Origin of the sequence: Neorhizobium vignae (assembly GCF_000732195.1) — a bacterium.
GTDB classification, from domain to species: Bacteria; Pseudomonadota; Alphaproteobacteria; order Rhizobiales; family Rhizobiaceae; genus Neorhizobium; species Neorhizobium vignae.
The window spans coordinates 191,930-218,100 of the sequence record NZ_JNNU01000008.1; the positions used below are offsets into that span (position 1 = coordinate 191,930).

At 60.5% G+C, this 26,171-nt stretch carries 26 protein-coding genes; 16 read left to right on the plus strand and 10 right to left on the minus strand.

The window, feature by feature from the left end; all coding sequences use genetic code 11:
* The first annotated feature begins 8 nt into the window (after positions 1–8).
* The 11 genes from GQ59_RS15805 (at position 9) to GQ59_RS15860 (ending at position 11,638) form a co-directional block, all read left to right on the plus strand.
* Positions 9–1,121, plus strand: coding sequence for a M24 family metallopeptidase (locus tag GQ59_RS15805; protein WP_037082823.1), 1,113 nt, complete (start codon positions 9–11; stop codon positions 1,119–1,121).
* Positions 1,118–2,173, plus strand: coding sequence for an aminopeptidase P family N-terminal domain-containing protein (locus tag GQ59_RS15810; RefSeq protein ID WP_037082826.1), 1,056 nt, complete (start codon positions 1,118–1,120; stop codon positions 2,171–2,173). The genes GQ59_RS15805 and GQ59_RS15810 overlap by 4 nt, the downstream gene beginning before the upstream one ends.
* Positions 2,170–3,456: an MmgE/PrpD family protein gene (locus GQ59_RS15815; RefSeq protein ID WP_037082828.1), complete on the plus strand. Its 1,287-nt coding sequence runs from the start codon at positions 2,170–2,172 to the stop codon at positions 3,454–3,456. Before GQ59_RS15810 ends, GQ59_RS15815 begins: the two co-directional genes overlap by 4 nt.
* A gap of 63 nt (positions 3,457–3,519) precedes the next feature.
* Positions 3,520–4,503: an ABC transporter substrate-binding protein gene (locus GQ59_RS15820; RefSeq protein ID WP_084683185.1), complete on the plus strand. Its 984-nt coding sequence runs from the start codon at positions 3,520–3,522 to the stop codon at positions 4,501–4,503.
* A gap of 61 nt (positions 4,504–4,564) precedes the next feature.
* Complete coding sequence (locus GQ59_RS15825; protein ID WP_037082835.1) at positions 4,565–5,359, plus strand: ABC transporter ATP-binding protein; 795 nt, start codon at positions 4,565–4,567, stop codon at positions 5,357–5,359.
* Positions 5,356–6,171 (plus strand): ABC transporter permease, encoded by an 816-nt coding sequence (locus tag GQ59_RS15830; protein WP_037082838.1) that lies wholly within the window; start codon positions 5,356–5,358, stop codon positions 6,169–6,171. Before GQ59_RS15825 ends, GQ59_RS15830 begins: the two co-directional genes overlap by 4 nt.
* Complete coding sequence (locus GQ59_RS30600) at positions 6,168–6,947, plus strand: ABC transporter permease (protein WP_051903990.1); 780 nt, start codon at positions 6,168–6,170, stop codon at positions 6,945–6,947. Before GQ59_RS15830 ends, GQ59_RS30600 begins: the two co-directional genes overlap by 4 nt.
* 22 nt (positions 6,948–6,969) lie before the next feature.
* Entirely contained in the window at positions 6,970–7,980 is a 1,011-nt protein-coding gene (locus GQ59_RS15840; protein ID WP_037082841.1) for an amidohydrolase family protein, read from the plus strand.
* A gap of 363 nt (positions 7,981–8,343) precedes the next feature.
* Positions 8,344–8,751 carry a hypothetical protein gene (locus GQ59_RS15845; protein WP_037082843.1) on the plus strand — a complete coding sequence of 136 codons (408 nt, stop codon included), beginning with the start codon at positions 8,344–8,346 and terminating at the stop codon, positions 8,749–8,751.
* Positions 8,752–8,981: 230 nt separating this feature from the next.
* Complete coding sequence (locus GQ59_RS15850) at positions 8,982–9,389, plus strand: PH domain-containing protein (protein WP_152564345.1); 408 nt, start codon at positions 8,982–8,984, stop codon at positions 9,387–9,389.
* A 683-nt stretch (positions 9,390–10,072) separates the two neighbouring features.
* Positions 10,073–11,638, plus strand: coding sequence for a sensor domain-containing diguanylate cyclase (locus GQ59_RS15860; protein WP_037082848.1), 1,566 nt, complete (start codon positions 10,073–10,075; stop codon positions 11,636–11,638).
* 352 nt (positions 11,639–11,990) lie between these two features.
* Here GQ59_RS15860 and GQ59_RS15865 read toward each other — a convergent pair whose 3' ends face one another.
* Positions 11,991–12,812, minus strand: a complete 822-nt coding sequence (locus GQ59_RS15865; RefSeq protein WP_051903991.1) for a PA3715 family protein — start codon at positions 12,810–12,812, stop codon at positions 11,991–11,993.
* A gap of 279 nt (positions 12,813–13,091) precedes the next feature.
* Between GQ59_RS15865 and GQ59_RS31910 the strand changes: the two genes are divergently transcribed.
* Positions 13,092–13,487 (plus strand): hypothetical protein, encoded by a 396-nt coding sequence (locus tag GQ59_RS31910; protein WP_152564346.1) that lies wholly within the window; start codon positions 13,092–13,094, stop codon positions 13,485–13,487.
* A 54-nt stretch (positions 13,488–13,541) separates the two neighbouring features.
* Here the strand turns inward: GQ59_RS31910 and GQ59_RS15875 are convergent, their stop codons facing one another.
* The 8 genes from GQ59_RS15875 to GQ59_RS15910 form a co-directional block, all read right to left on the minus strand.
* Positions 13,542–14,126, minus strand: coding sequence for an adenylate kinase (locus GQ59_RS15875; protein ID WP_037082850.1), 585 nt, complete (start codon positions 14,124–14,126; stop codon positions 13,542–13,544).
* Between the two features lie 2 nt (positions 14,127–14,128).
* Positions 14,129–15,586 (minus strand): NADP-dependent succinate-semialdehyde dehydrogenase, encoded by a 1,458-nt coding sequence (gabD, locus tag GQ59_RS15880; protein ID WP_037082852.1) that lies wholly within the window; start codon positions 15,584–15,586, stop codon positions 14,129–14,131.
* A 23-nt stretch (positions 15,587–15,609) separates the two neighbouring features.
* Positions 15,610–16,053, minus strand: a complete 444-nt coding sequence (locus GQ59_RS15885) for an acyl-CoA thioesterase (protein ID WP_037082853.1) — start codon at positions 16,051–16,053, stop codon at positions 15,610–15,612.
* Positions 16,054–17,214 carry an iron-containing alcohol dehydrogenase gene (locus GQ59_RS15890; RefSeq protein ID WP_037082855.1) on the minus strand — a complete coding sequence of 387 codons (1,161 nt, stop codon included), beginning with the start codon at positions 17,212–17,214 and terminating at the stop codon, positions 16,054–16,056.
* 25 nt (positions 17,215–17,239) lie between these two features.
* A complete protein-coding gene (locus GQ59_RS15895) occupies positions 17,240–18,769 on the minus strand; it encodes a class I adenylate-forming enzyme family protein (RefSeq protein ID WP_037082856.1) in 1,530 nt (509 codons plus the stop codon).
* Positions 18,770–18,792: 23 nt separating this feature from the next.
* Entirely contained in the window at positions 18,793–19,548 is a 756-nt protein-coding gene (locus GQ59_RS15900; RefSeq protein WP_037082859.1) for an SDR family NAD(P)-dependent oxidoreductase, read from the minus strand.
* A gap of 66 nt (positions 19,549–19,614) precedes the next feature.
* Entirely contained in the window at positions 19,615–20,382 is a 768-nt protein-coding gene (locus tag GQ59_RS15905) for an enoyl-CoA hydratase-related protein (RefSeq protein WP_037082862.1), read from the minus strand.
* 99 nt (positions 20,383–20,481) lie between these two features.
* A complete protein-coding gene (locus GQ59_RS15910; protein WP_037082865.1) occupies positions 20,482–21,690 on the minus strand; it encodes an ABC transporter substrate-binding protein in 1,209 nt (402 codons plus the stop codon).
* Positions 21,691–21,961: 271 nt separating this feature from the next.
* Between GQ59_RS15910 and GQ59_RS15915 the strand changes: the two genes are divergently transcribed.
* The 4 genes from GQ59_RS15915 to GQ59_RS15930 are packed head-to-tail and all read left to right on the plus strand — an operon-like array spanning position 21,962 to position 25,315.
* Positions 21,962–22,720, plus strand: a complete 759-nt coding sequence (locus tag GQ59_RS15915; protein WP_037083149.1) for an ABC transporter ATP-binding protein — start codon at positions 21,962–21,964, stop codon at positions 22,718–22,720.
* Positions 22,713–23,417 carry an ABC transporter ATP-binding protein gene (locus GQ59_RS15920; RefSeq protein WP_051903993.1) on the plus strand — a complete coding sequence of 235 codons (705 nt, stop codon included), beginning with the start codon at positions 22,713–22,715 and terminating at the stop codon, positions 23,415–23,417. The genes GQ59_RS15915 and GQ59_RS15920 overlap by 8 nt, the downstream gene beginning before the upstream one ends.
* Before the next feature lie 34 nt (positions 23,418–23,451).
* The gene (locus tag GQ59_RS15925; protein ID WP_037082867.1) at positions 23,452–24,339 is read left to right on the plus strand and encodes a branched-chain amino acid ABC transporter permease; all 888 of its coding nucleotides are present in this window, start codon (positions 23,452–23,454) and stop codon (positions 24,337–24,339) included.
* Between the two features lies 1 nt (position 24,340).
* Positions 24,341–25,315, plus strand: coding sequence for a branched-chain amino acid ABC transporter permease (locus GQ59_RS15930; RefSeq protein ID WP_037082869.1), 975 nt, complete (start codon positions 24,341–24,343; stop codon positions 25,313–25,315).
* 74 nt (positions 25,316–25,389) lie between these two features.
* Here GQ59_RS15930 and GQ59_RS15935 read toward each other — a convergent pair whose 3' ends face one another.
* Complete coding sequence (locus GQ59_RS15935) at positions 25,390–26,166, minus strand: SRPBCC family protein (protein ID WP_037082871.1); 777 nt, start codon at positions 26,164–26,166, stop codon at positions 25,390–25,392.
* Between the last annotated feature and the right edge of the window lie 5 nt (positions 26,167–26,171).

Consider the following 26,171-nt stretch of genomic DNA (forward strand, 5'->3'; position numbering starts at 1 on the left):
ACATGGGGATGGTCGGCGAAATCCGCAAGAAACGATTGATCGAAGCTATGCTGGAGGCGGGGCTCGACGGCCTTGTGCTCTACGGCAATGCCTGGCAGAACGACTACCTGCGTTATGCAGCCGATTTCGGCATTCTCGAAGGCGAGGGTCTGGCTGTCGTCACCCGTGACGGCAATGTGACGCTCTATCTCGATGACGAGTTGGAGGGGGAACGCGCAGCGGTCGAGTGTCCGGAGGTCAGGACCGTCGTTGCTGACGACCTGATCGGCGCGGTGTCCGGTGTCATCGCCCGGCTCGGCAATAGCCGCATCGCCGCCGGCCCGAAGCGTCACCTGCCCTATGGGCTTGCCGCCCAGCGAGGTGATCTTCGCTTCGAGGACGCGACTGCGCTGGTCGATCGCCTGCTGATGGTGAAATCTGCCGATGAGCTGAATGCAGTGCGCAGCGCCGCCCGTCTGGCAGACGAAGGTTATGCGGTCTTCCGCGGTGCCGCCGCTGTCGGCAAAAAGGATTTCGAGCTGATCGCCGAGATCGAATCCTTCTTCCGCAACGAAGGCGTCGACGACAATTTCATGATCATCGGCGTCGGTGGTCCGGAAGTGCGCGGCATGGCCCCGCCACTCGGAAAGATCCTGAAGCCCGGCGATCTGGTAACGACCGAGCTTACCCCTTGCGTCAACGGCTATTACGTCCAGATCTGCCGCACGCTCGTCATCGGTGAGCCGAATGAGGCGCAGCGCAAGGTCTTCGGCATCTACGACGATGCTCTCGAAGCCGGGCTTGCGGTCGTGAAACCGGGCGTTACCGCGGCCGATATTGCCCGGGCAGAGAACGACATTTTTCGCGCCCATGGTTTGGGCGAATACGTGACCAGCGAATATACCCGTGTGCGCGGCCACGGACTTGGCCTCTTCCCGGATACCAAACCGCATATTCTCGAAGATGTGAACACGGTGATCGAAGAAGGCATGTCGATGATCGTGCATCCGAACACCTACAATCCCGAGATCGGTTATTTCGTGCACGGGGACTCTTTGATCGTGCGCGCCGATGGTCCTGAAATCCTGACGAGGACGCCGCGCGAACTGTTCTCGGTCGGCGCCCGGAGGGCAACGGCATGAGACACGGTCTGATCCTGTGGCGCGAGCAAGAACTCTCCCTCGCCGACGTAAAGGCCCGGCAGGTCCGCCTGCAGCAGGCGATCGCCGCTGCTGGTCTCGACGGTGTGCTGATCTATACCAACCATGTGCGCTCTGCCGGCGTCACCTGGATTTCCGGTTTCACACCCTACTGGTCGGATGGCCTTGTCCTGGTGCTGCGCGAAGGCCAGCCGATTTTCCTCACCGCCCTGTCCAAGCGTGTGGGGGAATGGGTAAAGTCCGTGGCCCCGACCTTCGAAGTCGCCCACTCGCCGTTGCCCGGTAAGCTTGCCGGCGAGCGGCTCGCCAAGGTTGGCGCAACGCGTCTCGGAGTAGTCGAACTCGACCGCATGCCCGGCGGCGTGGTGGACGAGATACTGTCCGTCCTGCCGGTCGAGCTTTCCGATGCGTCAGAGCTTTTCACCGCGGTTCGCGGCCAGCCGGATCGCGCCGAACTCGATCTCGCGCGCCGCACCGACAATATTGCCCGCGAGGCGTTCAAGGCGGGTGACATCAAGGGAAAATATGCCGGCGATTTCACCGGAGCCGTCGAGCGGGCCGTGCGCCTTGCTGGCGCCGAGGAATGCTACGTCGCCGTGGCGCCTGACCTTTCCAAGGATCGCCGTTTCATCCGCGCCGGCAAGCAAGAACTCGGCCGCACCTTCGCGGTGCGCCTATCGATTGCCTATAACGGCGTCTGGGCCCGCCGGATCGAAACCTTCTCAGCGGTTTCCAAAATCGCCGCGCGCCTTGCCTCCGTGAGCGCGGAGCTGGACCGGGCTTCTCCCGCCTTTCCAGCCAACGGCTCGATTTCGGATTTCAGTTTACCGGATGGCGCCGAACTGATCGACTGGCATCTCGAAGCGCCGCACGGCACCCGGCCACTGAAGGTCGTTGCCGATGCCGAAACACCGCTTGCCGCACCGGTTCCATACGGTGTCCTGACGGTTACGCTCGTCCTCGATGGCGAGACGATCGTCGCGTCGCGTCCGGTCGGACTTGGCGATAGTTCCGTACGGGAGGCGGCTGAATGAACGCACGCGATCTCATTTCCATTCTCAAGCCGATCGATGGCCGAGACCAGAACCTCGGCGATCTCGTCAACCTCCATTCCGTCGACGCACTGACATGTCTGGCGGCCGGCGCTGGTGCGAAGGAAGGCGCCTCACTGCTTGCCTTTTATCGCGAAAACGGTGCCGGCGACGCGATCTCCTCAGCTGCGGGCGCGTCGGCGGTTATCCGTTTTACGGAATGGGACGCAATCCATGTGCCTTCCTGCGCGACGCCGGGCGCCATGGCCGTGCCGGCGTCGCTGATTTTTGCACAGGACTATGAGGCCCATGTCAGGGCGGTTGCCGCCGGTCACGCCGTCGGTGTGGCTCTTTCGGAAGCTGTCGGTGGCGTTTCGGCTCTGCCGGAAACTTGGCCGGGCCTGTTTGCGGCGCCTGCCGTGGCGGCGGTCAGTGCGGCGATCGCGCTTGGTCTTTCTGACGAACAGGCTGCCCAGGCGCTGGTGCTGTCCATGGCCGGCAGTTCGGGCCGCAACGGCCGCCCTTCCGGCATGCCGTCTGCTCGCTGGCTGGCGATCGGCGAAGCCACATTGAAGGGTATCCGGGCAGCGCTTGCTGCGAAGGCCGGCATCAAGGGCGATCTCGGACTGCTGTCTCCAAGCTGGATGAAAGGACAGGCGGCGGCAGCCGTTGCCCTGGAGCCAGGACATGTTGACACGCTGGCGATCAGAGGGGTTGGCATGAAACCCTTCGTCTCGGCCCGTCAGGGCGTCAATGCGATCCAGGCTTTCCGTCATCTGCTGGAGAAGGGTATCAATCCCAATACCATCGACACTATCGAAGTTTTTCTGCCACCGGTCGTGACCCTCGTCGTCAGCCGGCCGCTCGTGACCGAAGATCGCTTATCGACCATCGCCCATCTCGGCCTGCTGCTCGGCATTGCCGCTTTCGAGCCCGATCGGCTGGTGGATGTCGAGCGCGCTCGTCCGTTCAATGCGGATGCCATGGCCTTGGCCAAGCGCGTGACGATCACGGCCGATGACACGCTCACGGGCGACGGTTGGCCAGCACGAATTGTCGTATCGGAAAAGGGACAGACACGCGAGGCTGTCTGGCCGCAGACTTCCAATGAGGGCGCGCAACCCATGCTCGACCGCAAGATCGGAAGCCTTCCCGCTACGACAGCGCAGCGATTGCAGAGGCTGCAGGCCACGCTTGCCGAAGCCGGCACGGCTGTAGTTCAGGAGGCCCGCAGCCTCCTGCTGACGTTCACGGATGTCTCTTTCACGAGGAGCGCGGCGGCCTGAAGGGACACTGGAATTCATGAAAGCAGATGCTGCAGGGAGTGCCGGCATCACAAGGAGGAGAGAATGTTGAAATTTCTAAAAACCATGGCGACAGCGGCGGTACTTGCCGCGCTGTCCTGGCAGGCGGCGAGCGCCCAGGCAATCGAGAAGAAGGACATCACGATCGGCTTACCGCTCAATACTTCGACGCTGTTGCCGATCTATGTTGCCGATGCTCAGGGCTTCTTCAAGGAAGAGGGTATCAACGTGAAGATCGTCGCCTTCAAGGGTGGCACGGATCTGGTGCGCGGCATGGTCGCCGGTGCCGTGGATATCGGCGTTGGCGCGTTCTCGGAAGCGCTTGTCGGGGTCGAAACCGGCCAGGGCGTGAAGATCTTCTACGGCGGCTTCAACATGGCCGTCTTCGACTGGTATTCGGTGCCGTCGATCAAAACGCTCGAAGAAGCCAAGGGCAAGCGTTTCGGTGTCTCGACCTTCGGTTCATCGACCGACTTCCTGACACGGTATGCGTTGAAGACCAAGGGCATCGATCCGAAGAGCGAAGTGCAGATCGTCCAGGGCGGTGGATCCGTGCCGCGTCTTGCTGCGATGGAAGCCGGTCAACTCGAAGTCAACATCTTCGCGACGCCCGAAAAGTTCATGGCGGCCGATCGTGGTTTCAACCTGATCCTGCAACAGAAGTCAATCGCACCGGATTTCCCGTTCCACTGCTTTTATGCGCGTGAGGACTTCATCAAGAACGATCCGAATGCCATCAAAGCCGTGCTGCGTGGCTTTGCCAAGGCTGTCCGGTGGTCCAAGGCCAACAAAGAGGAATCTGTCAAGCTTCTGGCCGCCAAGCTCGGTCTTGAGGAGATCTATCTCAATCGCGGTTATGACGACTTTATCGACGAGATCTTCGAAGACGGCCGTCTGGCGAGCGAGGCGGGCATGAAGGCCTTCTGGGACGTCGGCATCATGAACGGCACCTATAAGCAACCCATGCCGGTCGAAAAGTATTGGGTCGGCACGTTCCACGATACCTACAATGAGTGGAAGCCGAAGTGAGCCTTCCATTTGCATGATAATATTATGAGCGCGCGAAGGCCCGCTCCAGGAGGAGGAAGCAGTGGCGCAGATTGAAATCCGCGATCTCGGAATCGATTATCGCAAACCCAAGAGCAACGAGGTGTTCTCTGCCGTCGACAGTGTCGATTTGTCGGTCGAGAAGGGCGAATTCGTGACCATCGTCGGCTCCAGCGGCTGCGGCAAGAGCACGCTGCTGATGGCGGTCGCGGGGCTTGTCGACCTGACGCGTGGTTCGATTGAGATCGATGGCAAGCGGGTTGACGGACCGGGGCCCGACCGGGCGGTGGTGTTTCAGGAAGCCTCTCTGCTTCCCTGGCGTTCGGTCCGTGGCAACGTCAAGTTCGGGCTCGAAATGCAGCGCTGGAGCGGCGGTGACCTCAACGAGCGGGCCATGCAGATGATCCGCCTCGTCGGTCTCGGCCGCTTCTCCGACTATCATCCCCACCAGCTTTCCGGCGGCATGCGCCAGCGCGTCAATATTGCCCGTGCGCTTGCCGTCGATCCAGAAGTGCTGCTTATGGATGAGCCGTTCGGAGCGCTCGATGCTCAGACTCGCGAGATCATGGGCACCGAACTTTTGCGCATCTGGGAGCGCGCGAAGAAGACGGCTTTGTTCGTCACCCACGACATCGACGAAGCGATATTCCTGGCCGACAAGATCGTGGTCATGGGTCGCAATCCGGGTCATATCAAGGAAGTGATCAAGGTTGATCTGCCGCGCCCGCGCAATGAGTCAATCCTCGACAGCGACGCCTTTCACGAATTGCGCAAGCGTCTGCGCGCCCATCTGGCCGAAGACATGTCCAGCATGCAGCTGGTACAGGAGGTCGCATGAGATCGGCAGAGATAACCGCCGAACCGGCGGAGGCCCGACAGCTGTCCCTTTCCTTCCTGCGTCCGTCGCGCTCTGCGATGATCGGGACGCTTGCCGTGCTTGCATTTCTTGTTCTGTGGCAGATCGCTCCGACGATGGGCTGGGTGAATGGCCGTTTCACCAGCCGCCCTACTGAGGTTCTCCTCGCAGCAATCGATATCTTCCAGAATGACGATTTCCTTTATCACGCCCGCATCAGCCTGACGGAATTCGTTGCCGGTTTCGCACTCGCGATCGTGGTATCCGTTCCGCTCGGTGTGCTGCTCGGCACGTCGAAGATCGCCCGCCACCTGATTGATCCGCCTTTGATGGCGCTCTATATCGCCCCGACGCTGGTGCTGCTACCGATCATGGTGATCTGGCTCGGCATCGACATGGCGCCGAAGATCGCAGTCGTTTTCCTGGGCGCTGTCTTCCCGATCGTCCTCAATACCATGGCCGGCATGAGCGAGGCCGACCCGAAGTTTCTCCGCATGGCGCGTTCGTTCGGTGCGACCAAGTTCGATATCTTCACGCGCGTCCTCGTACCCGGTTCGCTACCGGCGCTGCTCACCGGCCTGAGGCTCGCCGTTGGCCGCGCCGTGCTCGGCGTCATCGTCGGCGAACTCTTCGTCTCACAGGCAGGCATTGGGTACCAACTCAATCTTTATGGCTCTGCCATGCGAATCGACCGCTTGCTCGTTTACGCTCTGATCGTCAGCGCTTTCGGCTACACACTGACCGTCATCGTCCGATCGGTTGAGAACAAGGTCCGCGACTGGAGGTCGAAATGATCGCCGAATTTTTCTATCGCCGCCAGGCGCTCGTGCTCGGCACCTTGTCGATGATCGGCATCGTGGTTTTCTGGCAGATCGCCGTCGATACCGGTTTCATCAATCCGTTCTTCATTTCGACGCCGAGCCAGGTCGCGGCGGAGTTCAAGGTTCAGTTCGAAGACGGTTCGGTCGCCACCAACGTTGCTGCGACACTTTATTGTTTCGTCTGGTCACTTGGGCTTGCTGCCCTAGTCGGTACTATCCTCGGCATGCTGGCCGGCTGGTTTGCGGATGTGGAATCGGCGCTGGAGCCGTTCATCTGGTTCAAATACTCGGCACCGACTGTCGCCTTCTATCCGCTGTTCGTTGCTGGGCTCGGCTATGGCACGCCGACGATCATCGCGATCGCCTTCCTTTTCGCCCTAACGCCGATCTATGCCAACACGCTGTCGGGCATCAAGAATACCGATCGTGACCTGGCCCGCGCTGCGCGCTCCTTCGGGGCCAGGCCGCTCGATATCTTCCTGCGCGTCGCCCTGCCGGGGTCCGTGCCGGTGATGATGGCCGGCCTTCGCCTCGGCGTTGGCCGGGCGCTGACGGGTGTTGTGGTTGCCGAACTCTTCGGTGCCAATGCAGGTCTCGGTTACGCGATCACCTACTACGGCCAGTTGATGCAGACTACCAAGATGATGGTGTCGATCGTCATCGTGATCGCGCTCGGTGTGCTGCTGACCCAGATCCTGTCGTTCCTGGAAACAAGGACCGATTCCTGGCGCGTCGATAGCGGCCGCTGAAGACAATCCGAGGACAAGTCTGGTGAAGATCATCGATTCCCATTTCCACTGGTGGCCGCGGTCGATCTTCGAACCGCTTTTGAAGCGCGAAGATTTCCCGAAGGCTGTCGTGAACGCGCGTGGTGGCTATACCTATCACGGCGCCAACGGACGCCGCGGCACGGTCGCGAGCTGGAAGGAGTGGTTCGATCTGGACGAGCAGCTCGCCTATATGGACAGCCTCGGTCATGACATTTCGGTGGTCTGCTCCATCGGTCCGCTGTCAATCTACTTCTCGGAGCTGCCGGTCGAGGAAGGCCGCGACGCGGCGCTCGCCTGGAACGAGGAAATGGCCTGGGCGCAGCGGCGTTATCCCGGCCGTGTCTGGGCCTCGGCCGCAATTCCCCTAGTCGATACGCGAGTTGCGGTCGAAGTGCTCGACGACGCCGTCAACCGGCTCGGTCTGATGGGCATCAATCTACCGGGCAGCGTCGGCAAGGACGGCATGATCGACGATGTCCGGCTGGAGCCCCTTTATGAGCGAGTTGCGGAACTCGGGCTGCCGATATTCCTGCATCCGACTGATGCGGTTTTCGCCGATGTTATGCAGGGCTATAATGACGCCCTGCACCTGAGCCTCGGCCGCGTGGTGGAAGTGAGCGCGGCCGCCTCGCGGCTCATCCTCTCCGGCATGATGGAGCGTCATCCGGGCCTCAAGATCGTCATGTCACATACGGGCGGTGCGCTGCCATATCAATCCGGTCGCATGGACAAGAATTCAAAGACTGCGGGCCTGACCAAGCCGGCCAGCCATTATTTGCGTCAGATGTTCACCGACACGGTTTCGCCGCATTCCGCCGGCCAGAAGTTCGCGATCGAATATTTCGGCGCCGACAACGTCATGTACGGTACAGACTATCCCTGCTGGGATCCGGCTGTCTGCCTGAAGCTTCTCGATGAGATCGAGATGAGCGCCGCCACCAAGCAGAAGATCTTCCACGATAACGCGGTGCGGATCCTCGGCCTCAAAACCTCTGGGTCCGCGGCCGCGTAAATGCGCTTGATGGAGGGCGTTGATAGCACCCACGATCCAGCGTCTTGAATGCATGTGTACGCGACCACCAATACGCATCGCTACCGATCAAGCTCGCTGACCAAGATCGTGGCGAGAGATCAACCAGCGTTGTTTTCGGTATTGCGGCCGCAGTCGCAGCGACCGGATTGGAGCGAGAGTGGTAGTGCAGGTTTAGACGGCTTCGTGAAATATTGCAGCCTTTCTCATCATTGCCGGCCGTATCGCCTGCACTTTTCCCTTGGCGACGGAGACGGCCTTCATCCGGAACCTTTTGCCACTCATCCCGATTGGAATGTAGCGATCCGCGCAAACGGCGGACGGTGACACCATCGGGAGGATGAGTTGAACGCCAACATTTCGGCTGCGATACGCGCCGTGCCATCTGAAGCGAGAGAGGCCATTGCCGACGCTCGGGGTCACTGGGCCTTTTTGGCAATCGGCCTGGCGATCGCCGCCTTGGTTATCGCTTTCCTGAACTACGAATTCAGCGGGTTCCTCGCATCATTGGCGATCGGTGTAGGTATGGTGTTGTTCTGTGCCACGACATTGATTGGCGGGCTTGCAAGCTGGTTGTTTTTCACCGGCCTGCTTTGGAGGAGGTCGAAGACCCACGCGCCGCCACGCCGGCTACGCCGGCTGGCGGACGATGACATACCAAGGCGGTTCTGGTTCTGCGGGTTTCTTGCCACCCTCCTCTGGATTGTTCCGCTATATGCCCTGGCGCTGGGCATCGTCTCAGCCACCGAGTAAGCGGCTGGCAGCGATGGACGCCAATCAACGGGGCACCCGCCTTAGAGATCCTGCAACGCCGGTCCCTTGGTCGATTCCATGAACCCGGCCTGAATGCGGTAGGATAACCGCTTTATCGGTTGGAAGGCACCCGCGCCCAGGGTGGCCCCCGGATCCCTCCGCTTTTCACTTGGCCGCTCTGGATAAATTGGCTATTCGCCAAGCCTCAGTGCCTGGACGAGGACGATGCGTTGACTGGACCAAAGACATATACCATCCCTGCGGCATGGTTGACGCCATTGCCGGCCGACTACAAAATCCCGCTCTGGAGGTGGATCCTGCTGCCGGCTTCGGCATGGATGCTGTCCCGGAATGGTGGTCAATGGGTCGGCGGCGAGTTCTCCATCCGATTAAGCGCCGTTCATTTTGCGAGAAAAGGCTTGATCAAAACCGGCAGACCGGCAGAGTGGAGCATACCCTTTGCCCGGATCCACGGCATCAGCTCAAAGAAGGGTATTGCGTCGGAGATTATCGAGATCCATCACACGGATGGAAAGACGAAGATTATGAGCGTCAGAGCGGAAGAATTCATCGAACTTCTTCGTGTCTCAGTCTCAACGGGCAGGAGCGGCGCGAATGAGGATGCATCTCGCCCTTAGGTCAAGACCACGAGGGTAAAACCTTCGAGCATCGGTTCAACATCTCGAACCGGACGTGACACGCACGGAAAAGACTGCCTCCACAAGCCTCCGCCATCATCCGCTTCAACCGTACCGCAAATCGTCTCAATCTCCGGCGGCGAGGCGTCGATCCACTTGATTTCCGCGTCGAGCATTACGGGCACGCTCGCCCCTCCGGCAGCGCCGCCAGCGCCATCCCGCGCTACCGGCGATCCAATGGGCTCTTCCTTCCCGCCAAAGCGCGAAAACGCCGGCAGCGGCTTGTGCCGCCTTGTTTGTGCACAATTCAACGGCCCCTGCTCCCTCTGCAGAACGACAACGCGCTGTGCCGATCAAGCAAAGCTGTGGGAACGCCCCGGACGCCCGTGAAACAGGATTGCCGCAAACGGAAAAGGAGCCACCCAACGCCAGCAGGCGACCGGCTTTCTCCACAGAATACACTTGTCCGTTTGGAACAGCAGCGTTTCAATTTTTCAGCCCCTTACGTCCAGGTGGATAGAAACCTCTCTATAAAATTAAACCAATATTAAGGGCCGGGCCGTTCGCTGGATCGACAGTGTCTGCACGGCACAGCCATAATCCTTGATCGTGAATGCCTTTTATCTCGAGTGAGACATGGCTCCCGCTCAGCAAGTCGATTTTAGCCCGCAGCGGAGTTCCCCATGTTCATTCGCGTACTCGATTGCATCAGCACCGACCATAATCCGACGCTTGTCATCCTGGCGATTGTTGTCGCGCTCTCTTCGGGCTTTGCCCTGTTTACCATCCTCGACCATGCCAGAGCGCGGTCGGGACGTATGAAGATCGTGTGGGCATCGGTGGCTGCCCTCGCAGCAGGTGGCGGGATCTGGTCGACGCACTTCATCGCCATGCTGGGTTTTCAACCTGCTGCTTTTGTGAGCTACGATGTGGGTCTCACAGCAGTGTCGGCCTTTTTTGCAATCGCCTTTGCCGCAACGGCGATGCCCCTGTTACTGTCGCCTGGCCTTGTCAACGCTCTCGCGGGCGGTCTCCTTCTCAGCGCCGCAATTGGCATCATGCACTTCATCGGCATGAGGGCTTTGTTATTTGCCGGCACTTTCGAATGGCATTTGCCGCTCGTTGCGCTTTCGCTCGGCGCGGGCAGCTCACTGGTGATCGCGGCGACATTCGCTGGACGCCGACGTGCTTCCGTCGGATCTCGGCTTGCAGCGGGAGCCCTGTTCGGTGCCGCTATCTGCATACTGCATTTTACCGCGATGAGTGCCGCCCTTTTTCGGACAGACCCGTCTCTCCAAGTTGCGGATGGGAACCTGTCGGAATTTCTCCTCGGGCTCTCCGTTGCCGTGGTCACAACATTGATCGCGATCTTCAGTCTGGTGACGGTTATGTTTGATCGACGTGCTCATGACGCGAGCGTCGACGCCCAACAGATGCGATGCATTCTCAAGGCCGCGCAGATCGGTATCCTTGTTTGTCAGGATGATGAAGTCATCACGGCCAACACGGCATTCGAGCGGTTGGTAGGCTGTGAAGGGTCAAGTATCGAAGGTCGTGCCGTTGCCGACTTTTTTGACCTCCCGGCAGGCGCCGATCGTCATGCACCTCGCCTTTTCGAGACTGAAGGACAACTAAAGACGGCCAATGGGGTGCGGGTGGACGTGGCGCTCAACACAACACCGATCCTGTCCGGAGGCACGTTGCGACATCTCGTGGAAGTTCGCGATATTGGCGAGCATAAACGTGCTCGTGATCGTTGGCACTACCTCGCGAACCATGACGAGTTGACGGGACTTCCCAATCGGAGGCTGTTACATGCCGAGCTGCGAAAAGGAGCACTGTCCCATCAGGAGTTTGGGCTGCTGTGGATCGATCTCGATCGTTTCAAGGAAGTCAATGACACGCATGGGCATGCAATCGGAGATGCTCTTCTCCATGCGGTGGCGCAGCGCTTCCGTTCTGTTCTGGATAAACGGCACCTGCTTGCGCGGGTTGGTGGAGATGAGTTTGTTGTTCTGTTCAAGCATTCATCAGGACAAAGCGATCCTGCCTTCGCAGCTGAAAGCCTGCTGCATGCAATGACCGATCCGATTGTCGTTGACGGTCAAGTGCTGGAGGTCGGAATTTCTATCGGTCTGGCAAGGTACCCTCACGACGCGAAGTCGGCAGACGCTTTGATGCGGCGAGCCGATCTTGCTCTTTATGAGGCGAAAAAGACCGGCCGCAGTCGCTACGCCGCCGCGTCGTGAGTCTTGCGTTGGCGATGATAAGGCCAGGATGGTCGCGATCCGGATGCCTTGCGGTCCCACTTCATCCAAGGGAGCCGATAGGTCTCGCGCGCCCTGCGATCCACCCTTTGCCCGTCAAGTGACAATGTGGCCCGGAGGGTCACTCGGTGATGGAGTATGGGAAACGTGAAAAGGTCGAGCGATCACGTATGGCCGAATTGGGAGGCGCTCTCCGGCACGTGGTGTCAGCTTCCCAGCACCGCAGCATGGAACCGGATACACATGATCGCAAACGCCTGCTGCCGACGCGCGCGTGAGTGCGAGCCTCAACCAAGCTACCGCATTGTCCTGCGGGCCATGGTCCCTGATGGGGTTAAAACGGCCTCAGTGCCTCAGGGACCGGATAGCGTTTGCCGTCATGGCTAAGTCGCGTTCGTGCGGTTACATCGTTGCGGCTCCGTTCGCCGCAATCCCCCTTCTTGTCGACCGCGGCGGTGCTTGAGGAGGTTTTCTCGGTCACCACGATGTCCGCATAGCCGCTGGCGCCAATTTTCCCCATCGCAAGAGTCCTCGTCGTGCGCGTAAAGGTTCCGGCACAACTCCCGTCCCACTCGCCACTGCCGCTGATCACAACGATGCCGTCCAGTACCGGCTTCAGCTGCCCGCTGCCGATCGTATAGAGCGACAGGCTCACCTCCTCAATGGGATTGACGCGTGACGCTCCTTCCTTGGCCAGCCGCAGACCAAACGCGATCTGCCGGTCTGCCAGCTGATATCGCGCCGTATCAAACGTGATCGACTTGATCGCAATCGCGTCGTCGACGATCCGTTCTTTAAGGCGCAGGCGCTGTTGCACCTTGAGGGTCGAGGCATCCAGCACGAGGAGTTCAAGGTCACCCGTTGTCTGTGTTTCCGACACTTGCGTGATGAGCGGAATGGCAACCAGCAATCGTTCCGGATAGGATGGCCATATCCGGCAGACAACTGGGTGTCGCCCGTCACCTGAACCCTTCTCCTCTTCCGGCACGAAGATCGTTGCCCCATCGGCGACAAATTCCGTCTCGGACGTCTTTTCGGCAGTTGGATAGGCTTGGGCGATGATTGCAGCCGTCTCAGTTCCGCATCCGCCTTCGGCGGCCAATGCGGCTTCCGCGAGGAGGAGAAAGGCGCAGGTGATGAGGAGGCGGCGCATCATGACAATATCTCTGAAAGGCGATCAGGGTCGCACACGTCAACGCCTGTACGAAGGCGGCGGCGCGATTGGGCTTGGGTTCAGGCTCACCCATTCGACTGCCGGCTCGTTTAACCGCTGTGTATCGCCATACCTGCGCTTGACCTCACTGACAAGAGTTCCGGCCTCCTTGAGCTCGAGTACCGGCATGGGTCGCCGGAGCCCAGATCCTTCAAAAAGTCCGCCTCCCAGTTTGCGCCGCCGTTATCATCAAGCTCCCTGAAAATGCGCGCCGAAATACGGATGACCTCGCCCGGCACGGATTCAGCCGCTCCATATGACGGAACAAACAACTGCCACAACTGGTCATGGCAATCCTTCCGGCTGGCATCTTTCGCCACGATGGGCGACTTGCCATCATGCATGTTCCGGCTTGGCGGGGGGGTGCACATCGAACAGGCCATAGAGCGTGTCGAGGGCGGCACTGGTCGCCTGGTTGCTTTCCGGATCAAAGCCGCTGCGATGGAATTCGAAGTTGCCTCCGACACGCTGCACGAGTTCCTGCATGTCGAGAGAGATACGATCATCTCTTTTCTTGCGTCCTGCGAAAGGCGCGAAGCAAGCGACCGGGCGCCCGCCCGCGCACTGTGCCGCGCCACGAAGGCAGACCGTTTATCTTTTCGTCCGGAGACGCCCTGATCACCGACGGTCTCTACCGATTTTTGACAACGGATCCCAATAGGTAGATTGGGCCTAAGTGGTTATCAAATGGAGGACTGTGCGCGTCACGTCATCAATGCCATTCGTTGCGTCGATACGTCGGAGTAGCCGGCGTTTCTCGTAGAAAGGAGAGAGCGCGGCAGTGGCTGTCAAAAACTCTTCTACCCTCCGCTTCAGGACGTCCGGGTTGTCGTCCGATCGAATCGGGCTTGCCGTGGAGCGCGATTGCTCCGCCCGCTTTGCGATGCGCTGTTCCAGGCGATCGACCGGAATATCGAAAAGGATGACATGATCGAGGGGCAACTCCTTTCTGTTCAGGAGAGTCTCCAGAGCCTCGGCCTGGGCCACCGTACGCGGAAACCCGTCAAGGATGAAGCCTGCCGCGGCGGTACCATCGCTCAGGCTCTCTTCGACGAGACCGATGACGACATCGTCGGGTACGAGTTCGCCGGCATCCACCGCCGCCTTGGCCTGGAGCCCGAGCGCTGTCCCGGTCTTGATGGCATGACGTAGGAGATCACCTGTCGAGATATGCCGCAGGCCACGTTCGCTGACGAGCTTTTCCGCCTGCGTGCCCTTTCCGGAGCCGGGCGGGCCAATGAAGACAAGACGCGCCATGATCAGATCCCCATGCACATGTATTTGATCTCGAGATAGTCATCCAACCCGTATTTCGAGCCTTCGCGACCGTTCCCGCTTTCCTTCACACCGCCGAACGGAGCGACTTCCGTCGAAATCATCCCTTCATTGATACCGACGATCCCGTATTCAAGCGCCTCGGCGACCCGCCAGACCCTGGAAATGTCGCGGCCGTAGAAGTAGGCGGCAAGTCCGAATTGGGTGTCATTGGCAAGCGCGATCGCTTCGCTTTCTGTCTCGAAACGGAAGATCGGAGCGACCGGCCCGAAGATCTCTTCCCCGAAGATCTGCGATTGTGGCGAGACGTCGGCGATCACCGTCGGCTGATAGAAGCTGTGGCCCAGCGCGTGACGCTTACCGCCGGCGACTACCCGACCGCCATGCTCCAGAGCATCCGAAACAAGCTCCTCGACTTTCGCAACGGCCTTATCGTCGATCAGTGGGCCGATCTGGACGCCGGGCGCAAATCCGTCGCCGACGGTCAACCGGGAGACCGCTTCAGAAAGCCGGCTGACGAAGGCGTCATATATGCCGCTCTGGACGAGGAAGCGGTTGGCGCAGACGCAGGTCTGACCCGCATTGCGATATTTCGAGACGATCGCACCCTTGACCGCGGCCTCGACGTCCGCGTCGTCGAAGACGATGAAGGGCGCATTTCCGCCAAGCTCCATCGACGTGCGCTTCACGGTCGCCGCGCACTGCGCCATCAGCACCTTGCCGATTTCCGTCGAACCGGTGAAGCTCAGCTTTCGTACGATCGGGTTGGATGTCAACTCGCCGCCGATCTCGCCGGCCGATCCGGTCACGCAGGACAGGACGCCCTTCGGCACACCGGCGCGTTCTGCAAGAACGCAAAGCGCCAATGCCGAGAGCGGAGTCTGGCTGGCCGGTTTGATGATCATGGAGCAGCCGGCCGCAAGTGCTGGCCCTGCTTTACGCGTGATCATCGCCGCCGGGAAATTCCAGGGCGTGATCGCGGCGCAGACACCGATCGGCTGCTTGATGATGACGATGCGCTTGTCGGATGTGGGAGCGGGGATCGTGTCGCCATAGACCCGTTTCGCCTCCTCACCGAACCACTCGATATAGGAGGCCGCATAGGCGATCTCACCCTTGGCTTCCGCCAGTGGCTTGCCCTGTTCTGCCGTCATGATGGCGGCTAGATCGTCCTGGTGTTCGATCAGCAGATCGAACCATTTTCGCAGGATGGCGGCGCGTTGCTTTGCCGAAAGCGCCTTCCAATCGGACTGCGCCCTTTCGGCGCTTTCGATCGCCCGCCGTGTTTCCACGGCGCCCATGCGCGGAACCGCCGCGACCACGGAACCGTCGGCAGGGTTGGTGACGTCGAATACCCGGCCGTCATCCGCGTGATGCCATTCACCGCCGATAAAGCACTGGTCGCGCAGGAGCGATGGATCCTTGAGAATGAGAACTGCCATTGGACTATCCTTCTCTTTTTGAATCAGGCTTGAGCGGCAAGCGGCTCGAGCAGCCGTCTTGCGGTGTCGCCGAAAGGAACGGGTCGGCGCGACAGACGGTCGACGTTCACGTGGATGAAAAATCCTTCGGCGGCGGCCGCGTCCTCGTCATTGCGGAACAGGCCGATTTCGTAGCGAACCGAGGAACTGCCGAGCTTTCCCACCCTGATGCCCGCCGTTACGCGATCGGGAAAGGCCATCTCGGCATAATAGCGGCAACCCGTTTCCACCACGAGAAACACCTCTGCGCCGTTCTTGATGTCGAGCACTTCGTTTTCGATGAGATAGGCATTCACCGCCGTGTCGAACAGGCTGTAATGCACTACATTGTTCATGTGCCCGTAGATGTCGTTGTCCGACCAGCGCAGGCCGATCTCCCGGAAAACCTTGTAGCCCGAACGACTTGAAGGGATTGGACGTTCCGCCATTTACCAGGCCGCCTTGTAGATGGAGAGCGCATCCGCCTCGCCGACCTCGCGCGGGTTGTTGACGAGGAGGCGCGTCTGTTTCATGGCGTCACGGGCCATTCCCGCCAGATGCTCCTCGCCTATGCCGACGTCGCGGAGTCTTCGCTGGAGGCCGAGCCTGGCCGACAGTCCTGCAAGCTTTTCGATGAACGCCGCGCAACGACCCTGAGCCCCCTGCTCCGATGCCAGATCCGGAAAGGGGTCGGCCGCGATTTCGGCGTAGACCGAAGCGGCTTCGGGCGCGTTGAACCGCAGGACATGGGGAAGAACGAGCGCGTTGGACAGGCCATGCGGGATGTGGAACATGCCGCCGATCGGGTAGGCAAGGGCATGCACCGCGGCAACCGGAGAATTGGCAAAGGCCTGCCCGGCCAGCATCGATCCAAGCAGCATTGCACCGCGTGCGGCACGATCCTTGCCGTCGAAAACGGCCGCTTCGATATTCGCACCGAGAAGCTGGAGGGCCTGACGCGCCAGCATTTTCGACAGCGGATTGTTGTTGGCGCTCTTCGAGGCATAGGCTTCGATCGCGTGGACCATGGCATCGACGCCCGTGGCGGCCGTGATATGGGCAGGAAGGCCAAGCGTCAGATCCGCGTCGAGGATCGCGATATCGGGCAGGATGATCGGTGACGACACGCCACGCTTCTCGTCGCCGCCGACGGTAATGATGGAGACCGACGTCACCTCGGACCCTGTCCCGGCGGTCGTCGGGACGAGCGCCAGAGGCAATCGCGGCCCCTTTGCATTTCCGACCCCCCAGGCCCCATCGATATCCTCGCCCGAGCCGCAGAGAAGCGCCACGACCTTTGCGACGTCGAGCGAGGAGCCGCCACCGAAACCGATGATCCCGGTCGCACCAGCCGCCCTTGCCGCATCCGATGCCGCCATGACGGTGGCAAGCGACGGATCGGCCTCAACGCCGTCGAATACGACCGGCTCGATGCCCGACGCTTCAAGCGACGCCAGAGCCGGTTCGCATAATCCGAGTTTCCGCAAGCCAGGGTCGGTTACGAAGAGGATGCGCTGCCCGAGCTTCGTTCGGACGATACCGCCAATCTCGGCAGCCGCACCCGGCCGGAAGACTATCTGCGCAGTCGTGTTGAAAATGAACGGGTTCATGCAGTTCTCCTATATCATCATCCGCTCAGGCAGCGGGGAGGCTCTCGCGAAGCTTCACGCGCAGGATCTTGCCGGATCCCGTCCGGGGAATTTCGCTGACGACGAAAATCCGATCCGGAACCTTGTAGGCCGACAGGCGCTCCTTGCAGTGTGTCAGCAACGCGGCCTCATCGAAAGCGCTAGCATCCTTGAGAACGACGCATGCGATGGGAACCTCACCAAGCATGGTATGCGGCATGCCTATCACGGCGCAGTCCATGACCGAGGGGTCGAGCAGGATCGTCTCTTCTATCTCGGCCGGCGCGATATTCTGCCCGCCTCGAATGATCAGTTCCTTCAGGCGGCCGGTAATCGTCAAAAAGCCGTTCGCATCGGACTTGGCGAGATCGCCCGTGCGATACCAGCCGTCGACGACCGCTTTCTGCGTTTCCTGCGGCTTGTTGTGATACCCTTGCATGAGGTTGGGCCCTTTGCAGATCAGCTCGCCCTCCATGCCGGCGGGGACGTCCAAACCTGTTTTCGGATCGACCACCCGAACGGCGAGCCCCGGCAACGGCAGACCGCAGGAACCGGGCACCCGCCAGCGGCCGGGCCAGTTCATGGTCACCATGGTGGATGTCTCGGTAATCCCGTAGCCATCGAGCAGGGGGACGCCGAAGAATTCTTCGAAATCGTTGTTCAGCGTGCCGGGCAGGATCGCGCCGGCGGACACGCAGAGCCTGACCGACGACAGCAGTTTCTCGCCGCTCGCCTGGCAGGCGGACAGGAAATAATGGAAGACCGTCGGCACGCCGGGCATGAAGGTGAACCGCCCCGTGCGGAGCAGTTCGGTCGCCTGCGTGGTGGAGAATTTCTCCATGATGTATTCGCTGGCGCCCGTCGCGATGATCGAAAGCACCGCGATGTTCAGCGCGTAGGAATGATAGAGCGGAAGCGTGTTGAGAACGACATCCTCTTCGTTCATCCCTGCAATCGGCGTCCAGCAGGCCGCCGTCACCCAAAGCATGGATCTCGTCGAAAGAAGTACGCCCTTGGGCTGCCCGGTCGTTCCCGACGTGTAGACGATGTAGGCGGGTCGATCGACATCCGGATCGTCCTCGAAACCGGGCGACTGCGGCCGCTCAAGACAATCGAATCCAGAAGCCGGATCTGCATCGATCACGATGACAGAGCGATCGAGCCGCGACAGGACGGCGTCCACCATCGGCCGCTTTTCGGGCACGCTCACGAGCACTGTGCATTCGGCATCCGTCAAGCGATAGGCAAGCTCGGCCTCGGTGGATTCGATGCTCACAGGGACGGAAATCCCTCCGGCCCTTACGACGGCGAGGCAGGCGACGACCCAGTTGACCGAGTTCGGCAGGAAGATCGCGACGGTCTGCCCCTTCTGAAGCCCCGAAGCGGCAAAGTGCGCCGCCAGAGCCTCGGTTTCCGCATCGAGCTGCGGATAGGTGATTGCCCGCTTCCGGTCCTCGAAGGCCATCTTTTCAGGATACAGGCGCGCATTCCGTCGGAGTATCTCCCCGACGGGCGCGATCAGATCGAAGTGTATCATGTTGGCTCCTCCCAATCCTCCTGTTAGACCATGCAAAAGCCGCCATTGACACTGATCACCTGCCCCGTAATCCAGGACGAGGCGCCAGCGGCGAGGAATGTTACCATGGGTGCGACGTCGTCCGGCTTGCCGATGCGGCGCAGAGGATAAGCCTTGACGATCTTCTCCCGGTTTTTCTCAAGGAAGTCCGGGTCGGAATGAGATGTCTCGATCAGGCCGAGCGAGACCGTATTGACGGTGATGTTGTTGCGCCCGAATTCGCGGGCAAGCGACTTTCCGAGAGCGATCGTGCCACCGCGTGCCGCCGCCGCCAGCGCGAGGTTCGCCTCGCCGATCCGGGAACTGTCTCCGACGAGATTGATGATGCGGCCGGAATTCTGCGCGATCATCAACGGCGCCACCTCGTGGCAGCAATTGATCGCGCCATACAGGCACACGTCGACCTGTTGTTTCCAGTCCTCCGGTGTCGAATCCACGAAGCGCTGATATTTTACGTAGCCGGCATTGTTGACGAGGACGTCGACCGTGCCGAAATCCGCCTTGACCGCAGCGACCATTGCCTTCACCTGGCCATTGTCGCTGATATCCGCCTTGTAGGCCTTCGCCTTGCCGCCGTTTGCCTCGATGGAAGAGACGACCGCTTCGGCCTCATCTTTCGACCGGCTGTAGTTCACCGCGATGGTGGCCCCTTCTGCAGCAAGCGCGCGGGCGATATCTCCTCCGACGTCCCTGCCGCCGCCTGTGACCAGCGCCACCTTGCCGTTCAGATTGGTTTCCATTGCATGTCTCCTTGGTAATGGGATGCTGCCTCTGCAGCACGCGTGTTGACTGGTTCGGCGCGGCTTTCAGCGGCCCCTGAACCGTGGCGGACGCTTCTCGCCGAACGCCTTGCGTCCCTCGGCGTAGTCGTGGCTCGAACTTGCCTCGTCGATCAGCCTGTCCGCTTCGGTCTCATCGAGATTGCCCCGGGCGCAGCCATTGAGGATGAACTTGGCTCCCCTGATCGTGAGGGGTGCATTGGCGGCCATGGCATTGGCACGATCGAGGGCAGCAGCGGTCGCATCGTCCGCCAACTCGTCGATGAAGCCATTGCCAAGCGCCTCGTCGGCGGTGAAGCGCTTGGCCGAATAGAGTATCCGCTTCGCTTCGGTGACGCCGACGAGCGAAAACAGCTTTTTGGTCGCCGATACGCCGTAGACGATCGACAGGCGTGCGGCGGGAATGCCGAACACGGCGCTCTCCTCCGCGATCCGGAAATCGCAGGACATCGCCAGATGCGCGGCACCTCCGAGGCAATAGCCGCGCAGGACAGCGATCGTGGGCTTGGAAACCTCGTAGATCGCGTCACCCGCCGCGTCGACGGCGACCTCGTAACGAGCGCTTTCCTCGGCACCGCCCCTCACCGCATCGAATTCGCTGATGTCGGCGCCTGCCGAAAAGTCGGCGCCAGCACCCGTCAACAGAATGGCGCGGATATCCGCATCGGTGTCGAATGCGCGGAACCGCTCCGCAAGCTCGCACCACATCGCATAGGTCACGGCGTTGCGCTGCTTTGGCCGGTTCAGCGTGACGATGGCGATGCCATCGGATTTCTCGACCAGAATGTCACTCATGTCCTGCTCGTCTCTCCTGCCGACCGCAGCTGTTGCCGGCTGCTCATGCCATGGTGGGGTTGAGTGCCCGGCGCAGTGAAAGCCGGGCACTGCTTTCGCTCACTTCTTGACCAGCGGGCACTTGCTCTCGGAAAGCGGTCGGAAAGCCTTGTCGCCTGGAATGGTGGTGACGAGCTTCAGCAGGTCCCATTCGCTCTTGGATTCAGACGGCGCCTTGACCTGATAGACATACATGTCATGAACCATCCGGCCGTCGTCGCGGATCTTGCCGCCCTTGGCAAAGAAGTCATTGACCGGCGTTTCCTTCATTTTCGCCATCACCTGTTTTGTATCCGTCGTACCGGCGGCCTTCACGGCCTGCAGGTAGTGCGTCGTCGAGGAATAATCTCCCGCGTCGCCCATATGCGGCGGACGCCCGACACGCGCCTGGAACTTCTTGGCGAAGGCGCGGGTCTCGTCATCGCGATCCCAGTAGAATGCGTTGGTGAGGATCATGCCCTGCGCGGTTTCGAGCCCGAGCGAATGGACGTCGGTATCCCAGACAAGCAGGCCTGCAACCGTCTTGCCAGACGACGCAAGCCCGAATTCGGCGGCGGATTTCACTGCATTGACGAAGGTCGTGCCGGAGCCGGCCATAGCGACGACATCGGCGGGCGATGCCTGGGCCTGCAACATGAATGCGCTGTGGTCGGAGGTTTCGATCGGATAGCGGACGGCACCCGACACGGTCCCGCCGTTTGCCTTGACGATCAGGCTTGCATCGGCTTCCAGCGCATGGCCGAAAGCATAGTCGGCAGTCAGGAAGTACCAGTTTTTCTTGCCTTCGCGGATCAGCTCGTTGGCGGTGCCATTGGCCAGCGCATAGGTGTCGTAGGAATAGTGAATGCTGTTGGGCGTGCAACTGTCATTCGTCAGACGCGACGTGCCGGAACCGTTGACGATCGCGATCTTGTCCTGATCCTTGGCAACCTGCGTCACCGCCAGCGCAATGCCGGAATTGATCAGATTGTTGATCATCCTCACGCCCTGCGACTCGTACCACTGACGGGCGGTCGAGACGGCCACTTCCGGCTTGTTCTGGTGATCGGCCACGAGGACTTCCACCGGACGGCCGAGGACCTTTCCGCCGAAATCCTCTACCGCCATCTTCACGGCGGCAATCGCGCCATCCCCGGCTTCATGCGAGAACTGACCGCTGACATCGGTCAGGACGCCGATCCGGATCGGCCCCGTATCTTGGGCCTGTGCCTGAATGCCCATCGCGCCCAAAGCCACGGCGCACGACAGCAAAATTCTTAAGCGCTTCATCAATCCATCCTCCCAGATTTGGCGTCGAAGCTCCTCCACGAGCGTCGACGATAAACTTGCGCTATCATACTTTATGATAGGCATTGACCTCAGTCATGCTGCTATGCACAAGGCCATGCAATCAAGATAAACAGAATTTTTGCCGATACGCAAGCTTGCATTATTAGACTTTGTGTGTTTTTCTGTAGTTGCCTTTTCCGTTGGATGAGGCTTGCGGACCGGCTTTGCCTGGCGCCGCTGGAAGAGAGAATTCAGCCGGGAGGGAGGACTCGTGCCGGAGAACGCACCCATCATCGAGGCGCGCGGTTTGACGCGCTCGTTCGGCGGCTTCATCGCCGTAAACAACGTCGACATCAAAATCCGGCCGGGCACTATCCACGCTCTGATCGGCCCCAATGGCGCCGGCAAGAGCACGCTGTTCAACCTGTTGACCAAGTTCCTTTCCCCGAGTTCCGGCCAGATCTTCTTCAAGGGTCGCGACATCACGCAGATGGCGTCCGCCGATATCGCGCGGCTCGGCCTGGTCCGCTCGTTCCAGATCTCGTCGGTCTTTCCGCATCTGAGCGCGCACGAAAATGTGCGGGTCGCGTTGCAGGCCCGCGAGCGCGAGACCTTTTCTTTCTGGAAGTCCAGCCAGTGTCTGAAGCGCTTTGACGAAGAGGCGCTGGCTCTCCTCGAAAGCGTCGGGCTTGCCGAAAAGGCCCGGACGAAGGCCAGCGAACTCTCCTACGGACGCAAGCGCGCCCTCGAATTGGCGACCACGCTGGCGCTGGCGCCGGAAGTCATGCTCCTCGACGAGCCGATGGCCGGCATGGGAACCGAGGACATCGGCCGGACGGCGGCGCTGATCCGCCGCGTCGGCAAGGGCCGAACCGTGCTGATGGTCGAGCACAATCTGGGCGTCGTTGCCGACCTGTCCGACACGATCACCGTGTTGCGCCGCGGCGAGGTGATCGCCGAAGGAACCTATGCGGAAGTTTCGACGAATAGCGAAGTCCGCAAGGCATATATGGGAGCAGCCCATGGCTGAAGCACTTCTGAACGTCAGCAATCTTCAGGCCTGGTACGGCGAAAGCCACGTTCTGCACGGCGTCGACTTCAATGTCCGCAAGGGCGAGGTCGTCACGCTGATCGGCCGCAACGGGGCCGGCAAGACGACCACCCTGCGCAGCCTGATCGGCGTTGTCGGCAAACGGGCCGGCACCGGCACCTACAAGGGTGTCGATCTTCTCCGGACACCGGCGCACAAGGTCGCACGGCTCGGCATCGGCTATGTCCCCGAGGAGCGGGGCATATTTTCCAAGTTGAACGTCATCGAGAACCTGATGTTTCCGCCGGCCTGGCAGTCGGGCGGCATGAGCGTCGAGGAGATCTACAGCCTGTTTCCCAACCTGAAGGGCCGGGACACCACGCCGGGTACGCGGCTATCAGGCGGCGAGCAGCAGATGCTCGCGATCGGCCGCATCCTGCGCACCGGAGCGGACTTCATCCTGCTCGACGAGCCGACGGAAGGTATCGCCCCCGTCATCGTCGAGGAGATCGGCGCTGCGCTGCGCATCCTCAAGGATCGCGGCATGACCATCATCCTGGTCGAGCAGAACCTGCGGTTTGCGGCCTCCGTCGCCGACCGGCACTTCATCCTCGATCAGGGAAAGGTCGTCGACGAAATTTCCAATGATGCGCTTGACGCCAACATGGACCGGTTGAACCGGTATCTGGGGGTCTGATCGCTATGCGCACGTTTCAACAGGTAGGAATCAGATGACAGATTTCCTCGGGGTGCCAATTCCCGTTCTTCTCGGCCAATTGCTGCTCGGACTGATCAACGGATCTTTCTATGCGCTTCTTAGCCTCGGGCTGGCGATCATCTTCGGCATGCTCAACGTGATCAACTTCGCACATGGAGCCTTCTACATGCTGGGCGGCTTTGTCGCCTGGTACATGCTTTCACGGCTCGGGCTCGGATATTGGGGCACGCTGATCGCCGCGCCTCTGGTGGTAGGCCTTTGCGGGGTAGTCGTAGAAAGACTGCTTCTGAAGCAGCTCTATCGCATGGATCATCTCTACAGCTTGCTTCTGACATTTGGCGTGGCATTGATGCTGGAGGGACTATTCCGTCACGTCTTCGGCGCGGCCGGCAAGCCTTATCCCGTTCCGGCAGCCCTCACGGGCGGCATCAATCTCGGCTTCATGTTCCTTCCGATGTATCGCGCCTGGGTGATTGCGGTCTCGCTCGTCATCTGCCTCCTGACCTGGCTTGCCATCGAGAAGACGAAGCTCGGCGCCTATCTGCGGGCCGCGACGGAAAATCCCTCACTGGTCCAGGCCTTTGGCATCAACGTACCCCTCATGCTGACGCTTACCTATGCGTTCTGCGTCGGGCTGGCCGGTTTTGCCGGCGCGCTGGCCGCCCCCCTCTATCAGGTCAGTCCCGGCATGGGGTCCAGCATCATCATCGTTGTCTTCGCCGTCGTCGTGATCGGCGGCATGGGATCGATCGGCGGCGCGATCGTCACGGCACTGGCGCTCGGAGTAATCGAGGGTCTCACCAAGACATTCTATCCGGCCGCCTCGTCGATCGCGGTGTTCATCATCATGGTGCTGGTGATCCTTATCCGGCCAGCCGGCCTGTTCAGTCGTGAGGCGTGAGATGAAAAGCGTGACCCTTGCCAATCCTGTCACCCCGTTCGGTTACGGCCAGATGATCGGCCGCGTATTGCTTGTCGCCGTTATGATCGCCATGCTGATTGCGCCGCTCGCGGTCTATCCTCTCTTCCTGATCAAGATCCTCTGCTTCGTCCTGTTTGCTGCCGCTTTCAACCTGGTCCTCGGTTATGCCGGGCTGCTCTCCTTCGGGCATGCGGCATTCTTCGGCGGCGGTGCCTTTATCGCGGCACATGCGGCCAAGGTCTGGCAATGGCCGTTCGAACTGGCTGTCTTGGCCGGAACGGTGTTCGCGACGATCCTGGGTCTCGCATTCGGGGCATTGGCGATCCGCCGCCACGGCATCTATTTCGCCATGATCACGCTGGCGCTTGCCCAAATGGTCTATTTCATGGCGGTCCAGATGCCGTTCACTGGCGGGGAAGACGGCATCCAGGCCGTGCCTCGGGGCTATCTGCTCGGCGTGATCGACCTCAGGAACATCACCGCGATGTATTACACCGTCCTGGGCGGCACGGTCATCGGGCTGCTGATCATATGGCGCGCCGTCAATTCGCCTTTCGGTCATACATTGTCGGCCATTCGTGAAAACGAGACCCGCGTAACCTCGCTCGGCCTTAAGCCGGAGCGATACAAGCTGATTGCCTTCACGTTATCGGCGGCGCTGTCGGGCTTCGCCGGCTCGCTGAAGGCGATCGCCTTCCAGCTCGCCTCGCTCGTGGACGTCACATGGCACATGTCGGGCGAAGTCATCCTAATGACCCTTCTCGGGGGCATGGGAACGCTGATCGGGCCGATCGTCGGAGCAACTGTCGTCGCCGGGCTGGAACATTTCCTCTCGACCAGCGGCCTGCCGATCACGTTCATCATCGGCTCGTTCTTCGTGATCTGCGTGATGATGTTCAGGCGGGGCATGTTCGGCGAACTGAAGCTTTTTCTGGAGCGCCGGAAAGGAGATTGAAGTCTTCCTGTGCAAGCAAAAAAGAAAAGGGCCGGAGCATATGCTCCGGCCTTTTTCGTTCAAATGGCAAAAGCCTATTTTGAGGCTCTACCGAACAGGTAACCGATGGCCACCGCCATGACCAGCTGGACGATACTGGCAAGATCTGGCGATATGCGCGAGGGCGCGTCCACAGCCGGAGCAAGACTCGGCAACAGCCCGCCATAGACAATCCACAGGGCGGCCAGCACCGAGACGAACACCACGAGCGCAGTCACCGGCAGCGAGGCGCCCGAACCGACCGCCATGGCCGGCTTGGCGGCAGACCTTGAGACTGCTCTCGCAGGCACCTCACGCGGTGCGGCGGTAGGTTCGGAATGCGCCGGCGCGGCGGGGGTCGCTTCCACCGGAGCCGCCTCTTGCGGGCTCTGGCGCGCCTGTATTTCCTCGGCAAACCGCTTGAAAAACTGGCCCGCCATCTGCTTTGCCGTGACGTCGATCAACCGCCCGCCAAGCTGCGAAAGCTTGCCGCCGATCTGCGCGTCCACGGTATAGTCCAGAACGGTCCCGCCCTGCACTTCTGACAGTTTCACGACGGCCACGCCCTTGGCGAAACCGGCAACGCCGCCCTGCCCTTCGCCGGTAATCTTATACCCGTTCGGCGGATCGAGATCCGAGAGCGTCACCGCGCCCTGGAACCGCGCCTTGACTGGCCCGACCTTCATAACCGCGACAGCGGACATTTCGGTCGCGGACGATTTCGTCAGTTCCTGACATCCGGGAATACAGACCTTGAGCACGTCCGGATCGTTCAGTGCCGCCCAGACCTCATCCCTCGTGGCCGGTATTATTTGCTGACCTGACATTTCCATTGAAA

Coding starts and splice junctions, on each gene's coding strand:
- GQ59_RS31910 (WP_152564346.1), top strand. CDS start 13,092: ATGACCTCGCCCGGCACGGATTCAGCCGCTCCATATGACGGAACAAAC.
- GQ59_RS15830 (WP_037082838.1), top strand. CDS start 5,356: ATGAGATCGGCAGAGATAACCGCCGAACCGGCGGAGGCCCGACAGCTG.
- GQ59_RS15905 (WP_037082862.1), bottom strand. CDS start 20,382: ATGAGTGACATTCTGGTCGAGAAATCCGATGGCATCGCCATCGTCACG.
- GQ59_RS15890 (WP_037082855.1), bottom strand. CDS start 17,214: ATGAACCCGTTCATTTTCAACACGACTGCGCAGATAGTCTTCCGGCCG.
- GQ59_RS15885 (WP_037082853.1), bottom strand. CDS start 16,053: ATGGCGGAACGTCCAATCCCTTCAAGTCGTTCGGGCTACAAGGTTTTC.
- GQ59_RS15930 (WP_037082869.1), top strand. CDS start 24,341: ATGAAAAGCGTGACCCTTGCCAATCCTGTCACCCCGTTCGGTTACGGC.
- GQ59_RS15860 (WP_037082848.1), top strand. CDS start 10,073: ATGTTCATTCGCGTACTCGATTGCATCAGCACCGACCATAATCCGACG.
- GQ59_RS15925 (WP_037082867.1), top strand. CDS start 23,452: ATGACAGATTTCCTCGGGGTGCCAATTCCCGTTCTTCTCGGCCAATTG.
- GQ59_RS15895 (WP_037082856.1), bottom strand. CDS start 18,769: ATGATACACTTCGATCTGATCGCGCCCGTCGGGGAGATACTCCGACGG.
- gabD (WP_037082852.1), bottom strand. CDS start 15,586: ATGGCAGTTCTCATTCTCAAGGATCCATCGCTCCTGCGCGACCAGTGC.
- GQ59_RS15910 (WP_037082865.1), bottom strand. CDS start 21,690: ATGAAGCGCTTAAGAATTTTGCTGTCGTGCGCCGTGGCTTTGGGCGCG.
- GQ59_RS15875 (WP_037082850.1), bottom strand. CDS start 14,126: ATGGCGCGTCTTGTCTTCATTGGCCCGCCCGGCTCCGGAAAGGGCACG.
- GQ59_RS30600 (WP_051903990.1), top strand. CDS start 6,168: ATGATCGCCGAATTTTTCTATCGCCGCCAGGCGCTCGTGCTCGGCACC.
- GQ59_RS15805 (WP_037082823.1), top strand. CDS start 9: ATGGTCGGCGAAATCCGCAAGAAACGATTGATCGAAGCTATGCTGGAG.
- GQ59_RS15865 (WP_051903991.1), bottom strand. CDS start 12,812: ATGATGCGCCGCCTCCTCATCACCTGCGCCTTTCTCCTCCTCGCGGAA.
- GQ59_RS15820 (WP_084683185.1), top strand. CDS start 3,520: ATGTTGAAATTTCTAAAAACCATGGCGACAGCGGCGGTACTTGCCGCG.
- GQ59_RS15900 (WP_037082859.1), bottom strand. CDS start 19,548: ATGGAAACCAATCTGAACGGCAAGGTGGCGCTGGTCACAGGCGGCGGC.
- GQ59_RS15810 (WP_037082826.1), top strand. CDS start 1,118: ATGAGACACGGTCTGATCCTGTGGCGCGAGCAAGAACTCTCCCTCGCC.
- GQ59_RS15935 (WP_037082871.1), bottom strand. CDS start 26,166: ATGGAAATGTCAGGTCAGCAAATAATACCGGCCACGAGGGATGAGGTC.
- GQ59_RS15815 (WP_037082828.1), top strand. CDS start 2,170: ATGAACGCACGCGATCTCATTTCCATTCTCAAGCCGATCGATGGCCGA.
- GQ59_RS15920 (WP_051903993.1), top strand. CDS start 22,713: ATGGCTGAAGCACTTCTGAACGTCAGCAATCTTCAGGCCTGGTACGGC.